Origin of the sequence: Actinomycetospora succinea (assembly GCF_004363095.1) — a bacterium.
Taxonomy (GTDB): domain Bacteria; phylum Actinomycetota; class Actinomycetes; order Mycobacteriales; family Pseudonocardiaceae; genus Actinomycetospora; species Actinomycetospora succinea.
Map to the genome: position 1 here is coordinate 472,300 of NZ_SNYO01000004.1, position 14,961 is coordinate 487,260.

The 14,961-nt window shown below is 73.5% G+C and carries 16 protein-coding genes; 13 read left to right on the forward strand and 3 right to left on the reverse strand.

All coding sequences use genetic code 11. From position 1 onward, the window contains the following. Positions 1-6: 6 nt before the first annotated feature. Positions 7-891, forward strand: a complete 885-nt coding sequence (locus tag EV188_RS17405) for a helix-turn-helix transcriptional regulator (protein WP_133827520.1) — start codon at positions 7-9, stop codon at positions 889-891. A gap of 9 nt (positions 892-900) precedes the next feature. On the opposite strand, the gene EV188_RS17410 is transcribed toward EV188_RS17405, so the two are convergent. Together EV188_RS17410 and EV188_RS17415 are read right to left on the reverse strand one after the other, a co-directional pair. Next, the gene (locus EV188_RS17410) at positions 901-1,893 is read right to left on the reverse strand and encodes a substrate-binding domain-containing protein (RefSeq protein ID WP_133827521.1); all 993 of its coding nucleotides are present in this window, start codon (positions 1,891-1,893) and stop codon (positions 901-903) included. 10 nt (positions 1,894-1,903) lie between these two features. Further along, positions 1,904-3,592 (reverse strand): thiamine pyrophosphate-binding protein, encoded by a 1,689-nt coding sequence (locus EV188_RS17415; protein WP_166659934.1) that lies wholly within the window; start codon positions 3,590-3,592, stop codon positions 1,904-1,906. Positions 3,593-3,658: 66 nt separating this feature from the next. Between EV188_RS17415 and EV188_RS17420 the strand changes: the two genes are divergently transcribed. The 8 genes from EV188_RS17420 to EV188_RS17455 all read left to right on the forward strand — a co-directional run bounded on the left by EV188_RS17420 (position 3,659) and on the right by EV188_RS17455 (position 10,417). Next, positions 3,659-5,020 (forward strand): SLC13 family permease, encoded by a 1,362-nt coding sequence (locus EV188_RS17420; protein ID WP_133827523.1) that lies wholly within the window; start codon positions 3,659-3,661, stop codon positions 5,018-5,020. 53 nt (positions 5,021-5,073) lie between these two features. Continuing rightward, positions 5,074-5,859 (forward strand): IclR family transcriptional regulator, encoded by a 786-nt coding sequence (locus EV188_RS17425; RefSeq protein ID WP_133827524.1) that lies wholly within the window; start codon positions 5,074-5,076, stop codon positions 5,857-5,859. A gap of 89 nt (positions 5,860-5,948) precedes the next feature. Then, a complete protein-coding gene (locus EV188_RS17430; RefSeq protein WP_133827525.1) occupies positions 5,949-7,316 on the forward strand; it encodes a Rieske 2Fe-2S domain-containing protein in 1,368 nt (455 codons plus the stop codon). Continuing rightward, positions 7,313-7,879, forward strand: a complete 567-nt coding sequence (locus EV188_RS17435; RefSeq protein WP_243741774.1) for a 3-phenylpropionate/cinnamic acid dioxygenase subunit beta — start codon at positions 7,313-7,315, stop codon at positions 7,877-7,879. Before EV188_RS17430 ends, EV188_RS17435 begins: the two co-directional genes overlap by 4 nt. Next, on the forward strand, positions 7,876-8,100 hold the full coding sequence (locus tag EV188_RS17440; protein WP_243741775.1) for a hypothetical protein: 225 nt from the start codon (positions 7,876-7,878) through the stop codon (positions 8,098-8,100). The genes EV188_RS17435 and EV188_RS17440 overlap by 4 nt, the downstream gene beginning before the upstream one ends. Continuing rightward, a complete protein-coding gene (gene hcaB, locus EV188_RS17445) occupies positions 8,093-8,872 on the forward strand; it encodes a 3-(cis-5,6-dihydroxycyclohexa-1,3-dien-1-yl)propanoate dehydrogenase (RefSeq protein WP_133827526.1) in 780 nt (259 codons plus the stop codon). The genes EV188_RS17440 and hcaB overlap by 8 nt, the downstream gene beginning before the upstream one ends. After that, positions 8,869-9,585 (forward strand): 3,4-dihydroxyphthalate decarboxylase, encoded by a 717-nt coding sequence (gene phtC / locus EV188_RS17450; protein WP_133827527.1) that lies wholly within the window; start codon positions 8,869-8,871, stop codon positions 9,583-9,585. The genes hcaB and phtC overlap by 4 nt, the downstream gene beginning before the upstream one ends. A gap of 130 nt (positions 9,586-9,715) precedes the next feature. Next, a complete protein-coding gene (locus EV188_RS17455; protein ID WP_243741776.1) occupies positions 9,716-10,417 on the forward strand; it encodes a MerR family transcriptional regulator in 702 nt (233 codons plus the stop codon). Between the two features lie 3 nt (positions 10,418-10,420). On the opposite strand, the gene EV188_RS17460 is transcribed toward EV188_RS17455, so the two are convergent. Then, positions 10,421-11,158 (reverse strand): GntR family transcriptional regulator, encoded by a 738-nt coding sequence (locus EV188_RS17460; RefSeq protein WP_208114242.1) that lies wholly within the window; start codon positions 11,156-11,158, stop codon positions 10,421-10,423. 103 nt (positions 11,159-11,261) lie between these two features. Here EV188_RS17460 and EV188_RS17465 point away from each other — a divergent pair, with 103 nt between their 5' ends. Genes EV188_RS17465 through EV188_RS17480 form a run of 4 tightly spaced genes read left to right on the forward strand, consistent with a single transcriptional unit; the run spans position 11,262 to position 14,958 of the window. Further along, on the forward strand, positions 11,262-12,494 hold the full coding sequence (locus EV188_RS17465; protein ID WP_243741777.1) for an acyl-CoA dehydrogenase family protein: 1,233 nt from the start codon (positions 11,262-11,264) through the stop codon (positions 12,492-12,494). A gap of 12 nt (positions 12,495-12,506) precedes the next feature. Further along, positions 12,507-13,376: a fumarylacetoacetate hydrolase family protein gene (locus EV188_RS17470; RefSeq protein WP_133827529.1), complete on the forward strand. Its 870-nt coding sequence runs from the start codon at positions 12,507-12,509 to the stop codon at positions 13,374-13,376. Beyond that, complete coding sequence (locus EV188_RS17475) at positions 13,373-14,356, forward strand: alpha/beta fold hydrolase (protein WP_208114243.1); 984 nt, start codon at positions 13,373-13,375, stop codon at positions 14,354-14,356. The genes EV188_RS17470 and EV188_RS17475 overlap by 4 nt, the downstream gene beginning before the upstream one ends. Then, positions 14,353-14,958, forward strand: a complete 606-nt coding sequence (locus EV188_RS17480; protein WP_133827530.1) for a VOC family protein — start codon at positions 14,353-14,355, stop codon at positions 14,956-14,958. The genes EV188_RS17475 and EV188_RS17480 overlap by 4 nt, the downstream gene beginning before the upstream one ends. The last annotated feature ends 3 nt before the right edge of the window (positions 14,959-14,961 follow it).

Below are 14,961 nucleotides of genomic sequence, written 5' to 3' on the forward strand. Positions count from 1 at the left end.
CGACCCATGGGCGAGGAGCTCATCGTTCCCGACCAGCTCCCGGTCTGGGTGCCGGGCGACCTCACGGTCAGCAGCCCGGACGACAGCTGGCGCGGCGTCTCGGTGCGGGGGTACCGCTACGAGGACTCGGACGTCGAGGTCCCGGCGATGCGCGACTTCATGATCGTCGCCTACCGGCGCGGCGTCACCGACATGCGCCGCAGGATCGACAGCACCTGGCACCGCGAGCAGCTGCGCCCCGGGGACGTGTCGCTGCTGACGCGCGCCGCGGAGTCGCACTGGACCTGGGACGCGCCGATCGAGGTCGTGCACGTCTACCTCACCCACGAGCAGCTCGCCGCCACGTGCCGCGCGATGTACGACCGCGAGGTCGAGGACGTCGAGCTGCACGACACGATCAAGGCCGACGATCCCGCCATCCACCGGACCGCGATGATGATCGCCCAGGAGGCGGCGCAGGGCGGGGTCGGCAGCGAGCTGCTGGTCGACTCGCTGACCACCCAGCTGTCGGTGACGATCCTGCGCAGGCACGCGAACATCCTCTTCCGCAGCCCCGACACCCCCGAGTGCCTGACCTTCCGCCAGGAGCACCTCGTCCGCGACTACATCCAGACCCACCTCCACGAGCGCCTCACGCTCGACGATCTCGCGTCCTCGGTGGGCCTGTCGAAGTTCCACTTCGCGCGCCAGTTCCGCGGCTCGACCGGGACCACGCCGCACGAGTTCGTCCTGCGCCGCCGCCTCGACCGCGCGCGCCTGATGCTGCAGCGCACGAACACCCCGCTGCCCGAGGTCGCCCAGACCTGCGGCTTCGCCGACCAGAGCCACATGAACCGGGTCGTCAAGAAGCGCCTCGGGTCGACGCCGGGGACGATCCGCAACCAGCGTTAGACGACACCGCTAGACCACGTGCTCCTCGCGCGTCGAGGCCGGGAACAGCTCGTCGGGCGACAGGGGCCGTGACGTCAGGCCCTGCTCGTGGGCGTAGCGCAGGAACGTGGTCAGCACGTGCCGGTTGGCCTCGAGGCCGTAGGGCCAGAAGTCGTGCCCGAGCAGGCCGCGCACGCGCGCGACGTCGTCGTAGAGCCAGGGCATCATCGTCGGGTTCGCCGCGACCTCGTCGAGCCGCTCCTCGGTGACGGCCTTGGCGCGGGTGAACGCGTCCGTCAGCGAGCGCGCGAGCCACGGCAGGCGCGCGTGGACGTCGGCACGCAGCACGACGACGTGCATGACCGGGAAGATCCCGGTCGCCGCGGCGTAGCGCTCCTCGGCGGCGCGGGGGTCGGCGAAGAGGCGGGCGACGGCCGGGTTCCCCTCGCGCAGCGGGCGCGGGGTGCGCGGCGCGTAGAGCGCGTCGATCTCCCCGGTGACGAGCATGTCCGCGAGCGTGCGGTCGGCCGGGATCGGCGCGACCTCGATGCCCGGCGGGAGGGCGAGCGCCTGCTTCTCGACGCGGCCGGGAGCGTGCATCCCGCCCGTGCGGTACCGGACCGAGGCGACCGGCACCTCGTGGTGGTCGGCGAGGATCCCGCGGATCCAGACGCACGCCGTCAGCTGGTACTCGGGCACGCCGACGACGCGTCCGGCCAGGTCGGCGGGCTCGCGGATGCCGGCGCCGGTGTGGACGTAGATCCCGTGGTGGCGGAAGGCGCGGGACGGGAAGACGGGGATCGCGACGAACGGGCACTCACCCGCGGCAAGCTTCGTCACGTACGACGCCAGCGACATCTCCGCCGCGTCGAACTCGCCGTGGCGCAGCATCCGGAAGAACGTCTCCTCGACCGGGAGGCGCAGGTAGGTGAGGTCGACGCCGTCGACGGTGACCGTGCCGTCCTCGAGCGCGCGGGTGCGGTCGTAGTCCCAGCAGGCGAGCGTGATCGGGACGCGGCTCATCGCCCGCCCCTCATCGCGCTGCCGGCGGGACGAGGCCGGGCGGCAGCCCGTACATCGGGTCCTGGATGACGTCGACGACCGCGGGCAGGTCCTGGGCGAGCGCGGCGCCGAGGGCCGGGGCGAGCTCCTCGTCGCGCTCGACGCGCACCCCGAACCCGCCGAGCGACCGCGCGAACGCGGCGAGGTCGGCGTTGCCGTAGAACACCCCGAGGTAGCGCTCCCCGTGCGCGAGCCGCTGGCGGTCGCGGGTGTTGCCGTAGGCGTTGTTGTTCATGACGACGTTGATCACCGGCAGGCCCTCGCGCACGCAGGTCTCGAGGTCCTGGGCGACCATCCAGAAGCTGCCGTCGCCGCTGACGCACACCGCGCGGCGCGCGGGGTCGGCGAGCGTCAGGCCCATCGCGGCCGGCAGGCCCCAGGCCATCGCGCCGCCGGCGGAGCCGTGGAACCGCCCGGGCTCGGGGAGCCGCAGGTAGCGGTGGGTCCAGGGTCCGAAGCTCGGCGCGTCCTGGACGAGACGGACGTCGTCGCGCGTCGTCAACGGCTGCAGGGCTGCCACCGCGGCGCGGCTGCTCACCCCGCCGCGCGGGTCGTCGGCGTCGAGCACCGGCGAGTCCGGGGACGACGCCTGCTCGTACTCGACCCGCAGGCGTTTCCGCCGGTCGAGGCGCCCGGACGGCGGGGGCGGGAGCGCGGCCGTCAGGGCCCGGGCGGTGGTCGCGGCGTCGGCGACGAGCCCGACCTCGGGCACGTAGACGCGGCCCAGCTCGACGGGGTCGACGTCGACGTGGACGAGCCGGACGTCGTCGGCGAGCAGCGTCCAGCGCCGGGTGCTGAACTCGGAGAACCGGCAGCCGAGCGCCACGACGACGTCGGCCTCGGACGCGGCCTGCCAGGTGACGTCGTGGACGCCGTAGCCGAGCGACCCGAGGAAGCCGGGGTGGTCGTGGGACACGGCGCCCTGCCGCAGCCAGGTGGTGACGATCGGCGCGCCGACCCGGTCGGCGAGCGCGGTCATGGCCCCCGGCGCGCCCGCGGCCCCGCCGCCGACGACGACGACGGGTCGCTCGGCGTCCGCGATCACGGCGGCCGCCGCCGCGACGCCGTCCGGGTCGGGCGCGGGCGGGTGCGCGCGCCACCGGCGGGCGGGCGCGACGCCCTCGACCGTGTCCTGCAGGACGTCGAGGGGGAGCGAGACCACCACCGGCCCGGGCCGCCCGGTGACCGCCGTGCGGACCGCGCGCTGGAGCAGCTCGGGGATCCGGTCGGCGCGCCGGACCTCGACCGCCCACTTGCTCATCGGCCGGAAGGTGGCGACGACGTCGGCCTCCTCGAACGCCCGGCGCTCGACGATCCGGTCCGCGACCTGGCCGACGAGCAGCAGCATCGGCACCGACTCGTCGTAGGCGTTCTGCACGGCGATCGCCGCGTTCGCCGCGCCGGGCCCGCGGGACACGAGGCAGGCGCCCAGCCCGCCGCCGCGCGAGAGCCCGTCGGCGAGGAAGCCCGCGACCTGCTCGTGGCGCGTGGCCAGGTAGCGGACGGTGTCGTGGCGGGCGATCGCGTCGATCACCTCCATCACCGTCGTGCCGGGGACGCCGGCCACGACGTCGACGCCCTCGGCGGCGAGACAGGCGACGACGAGGTCGGCGCCCGAGCACCGGGTGGTCGGAGCGCTGCGCCCTGTGACGGTTGACACGGCGCGAGCCTGCCAGACACTCTTCTTCACCGCAGAGAGTCCTTCTGCTGAACGGGAGTGATCACCGTGTCCGTCCACGTCATCGGGATCCTCGGACTCGTCCTGGTCTTCGTGATCGGCACGCTGCGGCCGGTCAACATCGGCGTCCTCGCCCTCATCGCCACGTTCCTCGTCGGGACGCTGGTGGCGCACGAGGGCGTCGACGACCTGCTGTCCGGCTTCCCGCCCGACCTGTTCGTGCTGCTGGTCGGCGTGACCTACCTGTTCGGGCTGGTCACGGTGAACGGGACGCTCGGCTGGCTGCTCGACCGCGCCTGCGGGCTGCTGGGCGACCGGCCCGCGCTCGTGCCCTGGCTGATCTTCCTGTTCGCGGCGATCCCGACGATGGCCGGCGCGCTGGGACCCGCCGGCGTGGCCATGCTCGCCCCGCTGTGCATGGGCCTGGGCGAGCGCTACGGCATCGACCGCCGGCTCTCCGCGCTCATGGTCATCCACGGCTCCTCGGCCGGGAACTTCTCGCCGCTCAACGGGCTCGCGGTGATCGTCAACCGGGCCGCCGGGGCGGCCGGGCTCGACGTCGCCCCGGCCCAGCTGTTCTTCGGCAACCTCGTCACCAACCTGGTGCTCGGCGCCGTCGCGTACGCGCTGTTCGGCGGCGTGCGCCTGTGGCGCGAACGCCGCACGGTGGTGCCGGAGGGCTCCGTGGAGGACACCGTCGCCGCGGCGGGATCGGGGCCCGGTGCCGCGCCGGCGCCGCCGCGTCCGGACGGGTCGGTCGCCACGGCGACGGCCGGCTCCACCGCCACGGGCACCACCACGGAGGACCGCACCGCCCTGCGGGTCGACCAGTGGATCTCGCTGGCCGTGGTCGTCGCCGTCGCGGTCGGCGCGCTGGTGTTCGGCGCGGAGATCGGGTTCCTCGCGCTGCTCGGTGCCGCGCTGCTGCACCTCGCCTTTCCGGAGCGGGTGAAGGGCGCCGACAAGCGCATCGTGTGGAGCGTCGTGCTCCTGATCTGCGGCGTCGTGACCTACATGGAGGCCCTCGAGCGCTACGGCACCATCGACGCGGTCGGGCGCGGCATCTCGGGGCTCGGCGTGCCGCTGCTCATCGCGTTCCTGCTCTGCCTGGTCGGCGCGGCCACCTCGGCGTTCGCGTCCAGCGCCGGCCTGCTCGGCGTGCTCATCCCGCTCGCGGCGCCGTTCCTGCTCAGCGGGCAGATCGGGGCGGCCGGCGTGATCGTCGCGCTCGCGATCTCGGCGACCGTCGTCGACTCGACGCCCTTCAGCTCGGTCGGCGCGCTGACGCTCGCGAACGCGCCGGAGGAGGGCAGGCCACAGGTGTTCCGGACGCTCCTGGCGTGGGGGCTGACGCTCATCGTGGTGGCGCCGGTGGTGTGCTGGGTGGCGTTCATCCTGCCCGCGGCCTGACACCACCCGGCCGGATCGTCTTCTGCACAGCAGACAGTCCGTAGGCTCGCCGCATGGACCGCGCCGCGCCGGCACCCGAGTTCGGGTCGACGCCGCAGTACCCGATCGACTCGGTGGACAACGCCCTCAAGGTGCTGCTGCTGATGGGGAACCAGCCCCGGTTGCGGCTGACCGACGTCAGCCAGTACCTCGGGGTCGCCACCTCGACCGCCCATCGGCTGCTCGCGATGCTGCAGTACCGCGGGTTCGTGCGGCAGGACGCGGCCACGCGCAGCTACGTGCCCGGCCCGTCGCTCGACGACGTCGCGCTCGGCATCCTGCGCCGCCTCGACGTGCGCACCCAGGCGCGCCCGGTCCTCGAGAAGCTCAACGCCACCCTCGAGGAGACCGTGCACCTCGGGCGCCTCGAGGGCGACCACGTGCACTTCATCGACTCGCTGGAGAGCAGCCGGGCGCTGCGGGTCGGCGGGCGTCTGGGCCGGTCGGTGCCGGCGCACTGCACGTCGAACGGCAAGGCGATGCTGGCGACGCTCACCGACGACGAGGTGCGCGCGCTCTACCCGTCCGAGGAGCTCGAGCGCATGACTGAGCACTCCATCGGCACGCGCACCGAGCTGCTCGAGCACCTCGAGGCGATCCGCCGCGCCGGCTACGCCACCAGCCAGGAGGAGAGCGAGGACGGGGTCGGCTCGATCGCCGTCGCGCTCGCCGCCGCCCGGACCCCGCGGCACGCCGTGAACGCCTCGGGGCCGGTCAGCCGCCTCGGCGAGCCGCGCTGGTCGGCGATGCTCGAGGCCGTCCGCGACGCGGCCCGGGAGATCGACGCGCTGCTGGTCTGAGCCCGGCCCGTGCCTTGACGCGTCCACCTCCGGTCCCTCAACCTCTACTCAGAGGAGAGGCTATCTGCTGAGCAGAAACGGAGCTCCGGATGCGGGACCAGGCGAGCGTCCTCGAGGACGTCCGGCAGGGGATGATCCCCGCGCACATCTACAACGACGACGAGATCTTCGCTCTCGAGAAGGAGCGGGTCTTCGGGCGCGCCTGGATGTTCCTGGCGCACGAGTCGGAGATCCCGCACGCGGGCGACTACGTCGTGCGCCGCGTCGTCGACGACTCGTTCATCGTCAGCAGGGACGAGTCCGGCGCGGTGCGCGCGATGTTCAACATGTGCCTGCACCGCGGCATGCAGGTGTGCCGGGCCGAGATGGGCAACGCGTCGCACTTCCGCTGCCCGTACCACGGCTGGTCGTACAAGAACGACGGCCGCCTCGTCGGGCTGCCGTTCCACGGCGAGGCCTACGGCGGCGAGGAGGGGTTCCGCAAGAAGGGCCAGACCCTGCTGCCCGCCCCGTCGCTCGACACGTACAACGGGCTGATCTTCGTCAGCCTCGACCCGGCGGCGCCGCCGTTGCGGGAGTACCTCGGCGACTTCGCGTTCTACCTGGACTTCTACACCCAGCAGAGCGCCGAGGGCATCGAGCTCGTCGGCCCGCAGCGCTGGCGGGTGAAGGCGAACTGGAAGATCGGCGCGGAGAACTTCGCCGGCGACAGCTACCACACGCCGCACACGCACTCGAGCGTCGTGGAGATCGGGCTGTTCCGGGAGCCGAAGGCGTCGAAGCGCAAGGAGGGCGCGCTCTACTGGGCGGGTCGTGGCGGCGGGACCACGTACAAGCTGCCGCCCGGCACCCTCGACGAGCGCCTGCGCTACGTCGGCTACCCCGACGAGATGATCGCCCGGATGCGCGCGACGTGGAGCGACGCGCACCTGGCGATGGTCGGCGACGACGGCTTCATGGTCTCGGCGGCGTCGGCGTTCCCGAACCTGTCGCTGGTGCACAACTGGCCCAAGGTCGAGGACACGGAGTCCGACGACGTCACGCCGTTCATCTCGCTGCGCCAGTGGCAGCCGGTGTCGGCCGACGAGACCGAGGTGCTCTCCTGGTTCGCGGTCGACCGCAACGCCCCGCAGCGCTTCAAGGAGCTCTCGTACAAGGCGTACCTGATGTGCTTCGGGTCGACCGGGATGTTCGAGCAGGACGACGTCGAGAACTGGGTGTCGATCACGTCGACGGCCGCGGGCTCGATGGCGCGGCGCCTGCGCCTCAACAGCCGGATGGGCCTGCTCGCCGACGACAAGCCCGTGTCGCCGCCGCTCGCGCACTTCTCCGGGCCGGGCGTCGCGTACGTCGGGTTCGGCGAGTACAACCAGCGCGCCATGCTGCGGCACTGGGCCGACGCGCTCGAGGCGCCCCCTCCGGAGGAGGGCACCGTGGACCTCGGGGGGACGTCGTGACCGCCCCGGCTTCCCGGACGATCGCCCGCTGCCTCCCGTTCGGCGACCCCCGCCACCTCGAGGCGCACCAGTTCCTCGTCGACGAGGCCGCCCTGCTCGACACCCAGGACTACGACACCTGGATGTCCCTGCTCACCGCCGACATCCGCTACGTCATGCCGGTGCGGGTCTCGACGGCGCGCGGCGCGGGGTTCGACACCGCGCCGGGCATGGCGCACTTCGACGAGGACCACTACTCGCTCTCGCGGCGCGTGGCCCGCTTCGCCACCGAGCACGCGTGGACCGAGGACCCGCCCTCGCGCCTGCGCCACCACGTGTCGAACGTGCGGACGTTCCCGCTCGACCACACCGACGACGAGGTGGTCGTCGAGTCCGCGGTGCTGCTCTTCCGCAGCCGCGGCGACGTGCGCGAGCCCTCGCTGATCTCGGCCGGCCGCGAGGACGTGCTGCGCCGCGACCCCACGCGCGGCGCGCCGTCGGCGGGGCACTGGATGCTCGCCCGCCGCACGGTGTCCGTCGACGAGTCCGTGCTGCGGACCCAGAACCTGGCGATCTTCCTGTGAGCGCCGACGACATCGTCCTGGGCAACGAGTTCGCCGAGGTCCGCGTGCGCAAGGTGGAGACGCGCAACGGGGCGCGGCTGCTCATCGAGTCGCCGCGGTCGGGACAGTGGGTGTCGCTGTGCCCGCTGGAGCTCGAGGCGCTGACCTGGCAGTCCGACGACGTGTTCTCGGCGATGATCGGCCACCCGTACGGGCCCTTGTTCACCGACGACGATGACTGACTGGCTCGCCGGGCGCCGCGCGCTGGTGGTCGGCGCGGGGTCGGGCATCGGGCGCGCCGTGGTCGACGCGTTCCATGCCGAGGGCGCCCGGGTCGCGGCGCTGGAGAAGGACGCCGCCAAGGCGGAGGCGCTGCGGGGCACCGGTGTCCCCGTCGTCACCGGCGACGCCACGACCCGCGCCGACAACGAGCGCGCCGTCGCCGCGACCGTCGCCGCGTTCGGTGGGCTGGACCTCTTCGTCAGCTGCGTCGGGATCTTCGACTTCTACCGGGGCCTCGCCGAGATCGAGCCGGACGTCCTCGACGCGGCGTTCGACGAAGTCTTCGCGGTCAACGTCAAGAGCCACCTGCACGGGGTCCGCGCGGCGCTCGACCAGCTGCGCACCCACCGCGGCGCCGTCGTGCTGACGGCCTCGACGTCGTCGTTCTACCCGGGCCGCGGCGGCGTGCTCTACGTCGGCTCGAAGTTCGCGGTCCGCGGGCTGGTCACCGCGCTCGCGCACGAGCTCGCGCCCGAGGTGCGGGTCAACGCCGTCGCGCCGGGCGGCACGGTGCACACCGACCTGCGCGGCGCCGCCAGCCTCGGCCAGGCCGACCGGCGCCTCGCCGACACCCCGGACCGCGCCGCCGAGCTCGCCGCCCGCGTGCCGCTCGGGGTGGCGCTGACCGCCGAGGACCACGCCTGGAGCTACGTCGCGCTCGCCTCGGAGCGCTCGCGGGGGATCACCGGCGACGTCGTGCACCCCGACGGGGGGATCGGGGTGAAGGGGTGAGCAGCCTCGACGACCGGCGCGCGCTGATCGCCACCGCCTGCCGCGTGCTGGCCCACCGCGGGCTCGCGCCGGGCGTGCTCGGGCACGTCAGCCTGCGCATCGACGAGGAGCACTGCCTCGTGCGCTGCCGCGGCCCGCGGGAGCGCGGGCTGGCGTTCACCGAGCCCGCCGACGTGCGGCTGGTGACCCTCGACGGGGAGATCGTCGACGGCGCGGACGGGTACGCCGTGCCGAACGAGCTGCCGCTGCACACCGAGGTGCTGCGCGCCCGGCCCGACGTCGCCGCCGTCGTCCACGCCCACCCGCCCGACACCGTCGCCGCCGACCTCGCCGGGCTCGCCGTGCGCCCGATCGTCGGCGCCTTCGACATCCCCGGCGCGCACCTGGCCGCCGGCGGGGTCCCGGTGTACCCGCGCGCGGTGCTCGTGCGGAACCGGGCGCTCGCGGGCGAGATGGTCGCCGCGCTCGGCGACCGGCCCGTCGTGATCCTGCGCGGCCACGGCCTCACGGCCACCGGGGCCTCGGTCGCCGAGGCCGTGCTGCGCGCCCGCAGCGTCGACACCCTCGCGGCGATGACGCTCGCCGTCGCCCGCGCCGGCGGCATCCCGCGCGACCTGCCGCCCGAGGACCTCGCCGAGCTGCCCGACCTCGGCGGCGGCTTCACCCACGACACCGCCTGGCGCCACGAGGTCGCGAGCCTGCCGTCCCCGTGACGTGGCCGGGCGATGATCGGCGTCTCGGTGACGAACCCCCGCAGATCCGCGGGGGTTCGTCACCGAGACCGCGATCAGTGCTGCGCAGCGCTTGACCTGGGAGCCGACTTCCGGGTCTAGCGTCGCGGGCGTGGACGGGTTGACGGTGTCGCAGCTGGCCGGGCGGACCGGTGTGCCGGCCTCGACGGTGCGCTTCTACGAGCAGGAGGGTCTGCTGCCCGCGCGGCGCTCATTGGCGGGTTACCGCCTCTACGACGACGTCGCGGTCGAGCGGCTCGCGTTCATCGGCACCGCGAAGGGCCTGGGACTGCCGCTGCCGGAGATCCGCGACCTGCTCGAGCCGTGGCAGCACGCGCAGTGCGCCGACGTGCAGGAGGAGCTGATCCCCCGTCTCGCAGGGCGACTCGCCGAGACCCGGGAGCGGATGGGCTCGCTGGCGGCCCTGCAGGAGCGGCTGACCCGCGCCCGCGCGCAGCTCGACGCGCTCGACGGTGACGGGCCGTGCGACCCGTCGTGCGCGCTGCTGGGTCTGCCGGAGGAGGACGCGGCCATCGCCTGCACCCTCGATGCCGCCGACCGCGACACCCGTCTCGCGCAGTGGCGCGACCTCCTGGCGAGCATCACCGCGCGGGCCGCCGTCCCCGGCGGGGTGCGACTCACCTTCGGCCCCGAGGTGCGCCCGGGCCCGCTCGCCGAGCTGGCCGCCGCGGAGGTCGACTGCTGCCGGTTCTTCGCGCTCACCCTGCACCTCGGCCCGCCCCTGGTCCTCGAGGCGACGGCGCCGGAGGACGCCCTGGGTCTGGTGCACGAGCTGTTCGGCGCGCCGGCGTAGACCTCAGGCGCCGGTCCCGCTCCACCGCTGCCGGCGCACGGCATCGAGGGTGCGCATCTCGTGCAGCATCGTCGCGAGGTTGTCCTCGAGGTGCTCGCGCACCGCGTCGCCCACGCGCCGCGGGTCGCGCGAGCGGGCGGCGTCGACGATCGCGTCGTGGGCGTGCGCCCGGTGCTCCGCGAACGACTCGGGAGCCTCGACGGGGTCGAAGACGAGGCGGGTGTAGCGCTCGGAGGCGTCCCAGAGCGGGGCGAGCATCCGCCGGTCCCAGTCGCTCGCGGCCGGCTCGATCATCGCGGCGTGGAAGCTGCGGTGCGGTGCCCAGAACGCCTCCTGGAGCACCTCGCCGAACGTCTCGCGCACCAGGGCGTCGAGGCCGGCGATCTCGTCGTCGGTGCGGTCCTTCGCCGAGAGCGCGGCCAGTTCGGGCTCGACGGTGATGCGCAGCCGGTAGATCGCGCGCAGGTCGTCGGGGTCGAGCGGGGTGACCATCGCGCTGCGCGACGGGCTCAGCGTGATCAGACCCTGGGCCTCGAGCTGCCGGAGCGCCTCGCGCACCGGCACGTGGCTCACCCCGAGCTGCTCCGTCAGTGCCGGGACCGTGAACGGGCGCCCCGGCGGGAGCTCCCCGGACAGGATCGAGCGGCGGATCTCGTGCAGCACGAGGTCCACCGCCGACGCCTTGCGGGACGCGACCGAGCGCACGCCACCGTCCACCGCCACCCCCTCCAGGTCCGGCACGCGACGCATCGTAGCGTGCGTTGACATCTTATAACTTAGCGCTCTAGCGTCCAGTCGTGGGCCAGGTCACGTCGAGGTGGCCGGCGATGCGGAGGTGCAGCCCATGACCAGTTCGGCGATGTCCGACTACTCGCTCGACCGCCCCGGCACGTCCGACGCCGCCCGCGCCCTGCGGGCCGACCTCGTCGGACGGGCCCGCGAGATCGTCCCGGTGCTCGCGCGCCACGCCGCCCGCACCGAGGAGGACCGCCGGGTCGCGGACGAGAACATCGCGCTGATCGACGAGGCCGGCCTCTTCTCGATCATGAAGCCGCGGCGCCTCGGCGGCCTCGAGACCGACATGCGCACCAAGCTCGAGGTGTCCCGCGAGCTCGCCCGGGGCTGTGGGTCGACGTCCTGGGTCACGACCCTGATGAACGTCTGCTCGTTCTTCGCCGGCCTCTTCCCCGACCAGGCCCAGCGCGACGTCTGGGAGAGCACGCCCGAGGCGCGCATCGCCGGCGTGCTCGCCCCGTCGGCGGAGGCGACGAAGGTCGACGGCGGCTACCGGGTGACCGGGAAGTGGGGCTGGGCGTCGGGCTGCCTGCACTCCCGGTGGGCCGTGGTCGGCTTCCCGGTGCCCGACGAGCGCGGCGAGGTCGTCGACCAGGGGCTCGCGCTGGTGCCCATGAGCGACCTGACGATCGAGGACACCTGGTTCGTCGCCGGCATGCGCGGCACCGGGTCGAACACGCTGGTCGCGCGCGACGTCCTGATCCCCTCCCACCGGGTGCTGTCGATCCCCGCCGCGATCGGCGGGCGCTACGGCACCGAGCACGACGACGAGGCGCTCTACCGCTCGGCGTTCGTCCCGGTCGCCGCGCTCGTGCTCGCCGGCCCGCAGCTGGGCCTCGCCCAGGCCGCGGTGGACCTCGTCATCGAGAAGGCGCCGAAGCGCTCGGTCTCCTACACGTTCTACGACGTCCAGACCGACGCGCCGACCTTCCAGCTCGCCGTGGCGAAGGCCGCCTCGCTGGTCGACGCCGCGCACCTGTTCGCCTACCGCGCCGCCGCCGACATCGACCAGGCGGCCGCCGACGGCGTCTACCCCGACTACGCCGCCCGGGCCCGCGTCCGGATGGACACCGGCGCCGCGATCGAGAACGCGCGCGAGGCCATCCGCACGCTGGTCTCGGCCCACGGCGCCGGCTCGTTCGCCGAGACGAGCCCCCTGCAGCGGATCTGGCGCGACTCCGAGGTCGCCTCGCGCCACGCGGTCATCAGCCCGGCGATCTCCACCGAGGTGTACGGGCGGGCCCTGCTGGGCCTGACCGACGGCGTCACCGCTCTCGTCTGAGGAAGGACACACGTGCGCATCGCCAATCACGCGGGACGGCTCGCCCTGGTCGAGCCCGACCCGGAGTCGGCCGGCGGGCTCCGCGGCCTGGACGTGGAGCGCGCCAGCGACGGCCGCTTCGCCGCCGACCCGCAGGCCGTCTACGACCGGTGGGACGAGTTCCGCGACTGGGCCGCGTCGGCGGACCTCGCCGCGGCCGTCCCGCTGGGCGCGGGTGCCCTCGGCCCCGTCGCTGCCCGGCCGCCGCAGGTCTTCGCGGTGGGCCTGAACTACCGCGACCACGCCGCCGAGTCGGGCATGGAGCTGCCGACGACGCCGCTGGTGTTCACCAAGTACGCGTCGAGCTTCGCGGGCCCGGCGGGCGACATCCGGCTCTCGCCCGGGAACGTCGACTGGGAGGTCGAGCTCGTCGCCGTGATCGGCACCGGGGGTCACCGGATCCCGGCGGCGCAGGGGTGGGACCACGTCGCCGGCCTGACCGTCGGCCAGGACCTCTCCGACCGCGTCACCCAGTTCGCCGCCCCGCCCCCGCAGTTCGGGATGGGCAAGTCCTACCCCGGCTTCTCGCCGATGGGCCCGGCCCTCGTCAGCGTCGACGAGCTCCGGGCGGCGGGCCTCGACCCCGACGACCTCGAACTGGGCTGCCTCGTCAACGGCGAGAGCGTCCAGAAGGGCCGCACCGGGGCGATGATCTTCTCGGTGCCGGACCTGGTCGCCGAGCTCTCGGCGATCGTGACGCTGCTGCCCGGCGACGTGGTCTTCACCGGGACCCCGGCCGGCATCGGCGCGGGCCGCACCCCGCCGCGCTTCCTCGGCGAGGGCGACGAGCTGGTCACCTGGTGCGCCGGGATCGGCCAGATGCAGCACAGGTTCGTCTCGTGACCGCGCCCCTCGAGGCCGCCGACCGCGGCGACACCTTCGTCTCCCACGCGTTCGACGAGCACCTCGTCGACCTCGGCGAGATCCGCATGAACTACGCGACGGCCGGCGACCCGTCCTCGCCCCCGCTGCTGCTGATCCCCGGCCAGTCCGAGTCGTGGTGGGGCTACGCGGGCGCGATGCCGCTGCTCGCCGAGCACTTCCACGTCCACGCCGTCGACCTGCGCGGGCAGGGACGCTCCACGTGGACGCCGGGCCGGTACACGATCGACATCTTCGGCCACGACCTCGAGCGGTTCATCGACCTGGTGATCGGGCGCCCGACGCTGGTCAGCGGCATGTCGTCGGGCGGGGTGCTCTCGGCGTGGCTCTCGGCGTTCGCCAAGCCCGGGCAGATCCGGGCGGCGGTGTGGGAGGACCCGCCGGTGTTCGCGTGCCAGACCGCGCCGGCGGTCGGGCCGGGCATCCGCCAGGCCATCGGGCCCGTCTTCGAGGCGTGGAACACGTGGCTCGGCGACCAGTGGAAGGTGGGCGACTGGGACGGGCTGATGCGCGCGATGCCCACCGCGCTGCCCCCGGAGATCCTGGGGGCGATGGCGTCGATGATCCCGCCGCCGGCCCCCGACGCCTACCCGCCCGCCGGGCAGAACCTGCGGGAGTACGACCCCGAGTGGGGCCGCGCGTTCACCAGCGGCGCCGCGACGGCGTCCTGCGACCACGTGACGATGCTCCGCGCGGTCCGCGTGCCGGTGCTGTTCACGCACCACTTCCGCACCGTCGACGAGCAGACCGGGCGCCTCGTCGGGGCGTCCACCGACCAGCAGGCCCGCCGCGCCTGCGAGCTCGTGGCCGAGGCCGGGCAGCGGATCGACTACCGCTCGTTCCCGGAGATGCCGCACTCGATGCACGAGCACGCCCCGAAGCAGTACGTCGAGACCGTCCTGGACTGGGTCGCGACGCTCGAGGAAGAGGAGTCCCGATGAACGAGCACAAGCAGGCCCCGATCATCCCGCCGAAGCTGCACCACGCGACCTTCCTGACCCTGAAGCTGGACGAGATGGTCCGCTGGTACGGGCTCGTGTGCGGGCTCTACCCGGTGCACTACGCCGAGAGCGCGGCGTGGCTGACGAACGACGAGGCCAACCACCGGATCGCGCTGATCAAGCATCCCGCCGTGCACGCGCCCGTGAACAAGCCGACGAGCGCGGGCCTGCACCACACGGCGTTCGAGTACGACGGCTTCGGCCAGTGGCTCGACAACTACGAGCGCCTGCGCGACCACGGCATCACCCCGTTCATGTGCCTCGACCACGGCATCACGATGTCGATGTACTACGCCGACCCCGAGGGCAACGGCGTCGAGATCCAGTTCGACGCGTTCGGCGACTGGGCCGTGTCCAAGGAGTGGATCTGGGCGTCCCGCGAGTTCGCCGAGAACCCGATCGGCGAGTGGTTCGACCCCGACCAGCTCGTCGAGGCCCGCGCGCAGGGCGTCTCGCCGGAGGAGATCCACGAGGGCGCCCGGGCCGGCAAGTACAAGCCGGAGAACCCGCCTGCCGACCTGCTGCTGCCCGAGGTCTACTGACCC

Coding starts and splice junctions, on each gene's coding strand:
- EV188_RS17430 (WP_133827525.1), top strand. CDS start 5,949: ATGCGGGACCAGGCGAGCGTCCTCGAGGACGTCCGGCAGGGGATGATC.
- EV188_RS17405 (WP_133827520.1), top strand. CDS start 7: ATGGGCGAGGAGCTCATCGTTCCCGACCAGCTCCCGGTCTGGGTGCCG.
- EV188_RS17425 (WP_133827524.1), top strand. CDS start 5,074: ATGGACCGCGCCGCGCCGGCACCCGAGTTCGGGTCGACGCCGCAGTAC.
- EV188_RS17410 (WP_133827521.1), bottom strand. CDS start 1,893: ATGAGCCGCGTCCCGATCACGCTCGCCTGCTGGGACTACGACCGCACC.
- hcaB (WP_133827526.1), top strand. CDS start 8,093: ATGACTGACTGGCTCGCCGGGCGCCGCGCGCTGGTGGTCGGCGCGGGG.
- EV188_RS17480 (WP_133827530.1), top strand. CDS start 14,353: ATGAACGAGCACAAGCAGGCCCCGATCATCCCGCCGAAGCTGCACCAC.
- EV188_RS17465 (WP_243741777.1), top strand. CDS start 11,262: ATGACCAGTTCGGCGATGTCCGACTACTCGCTCGACCGCCCCGGCACG.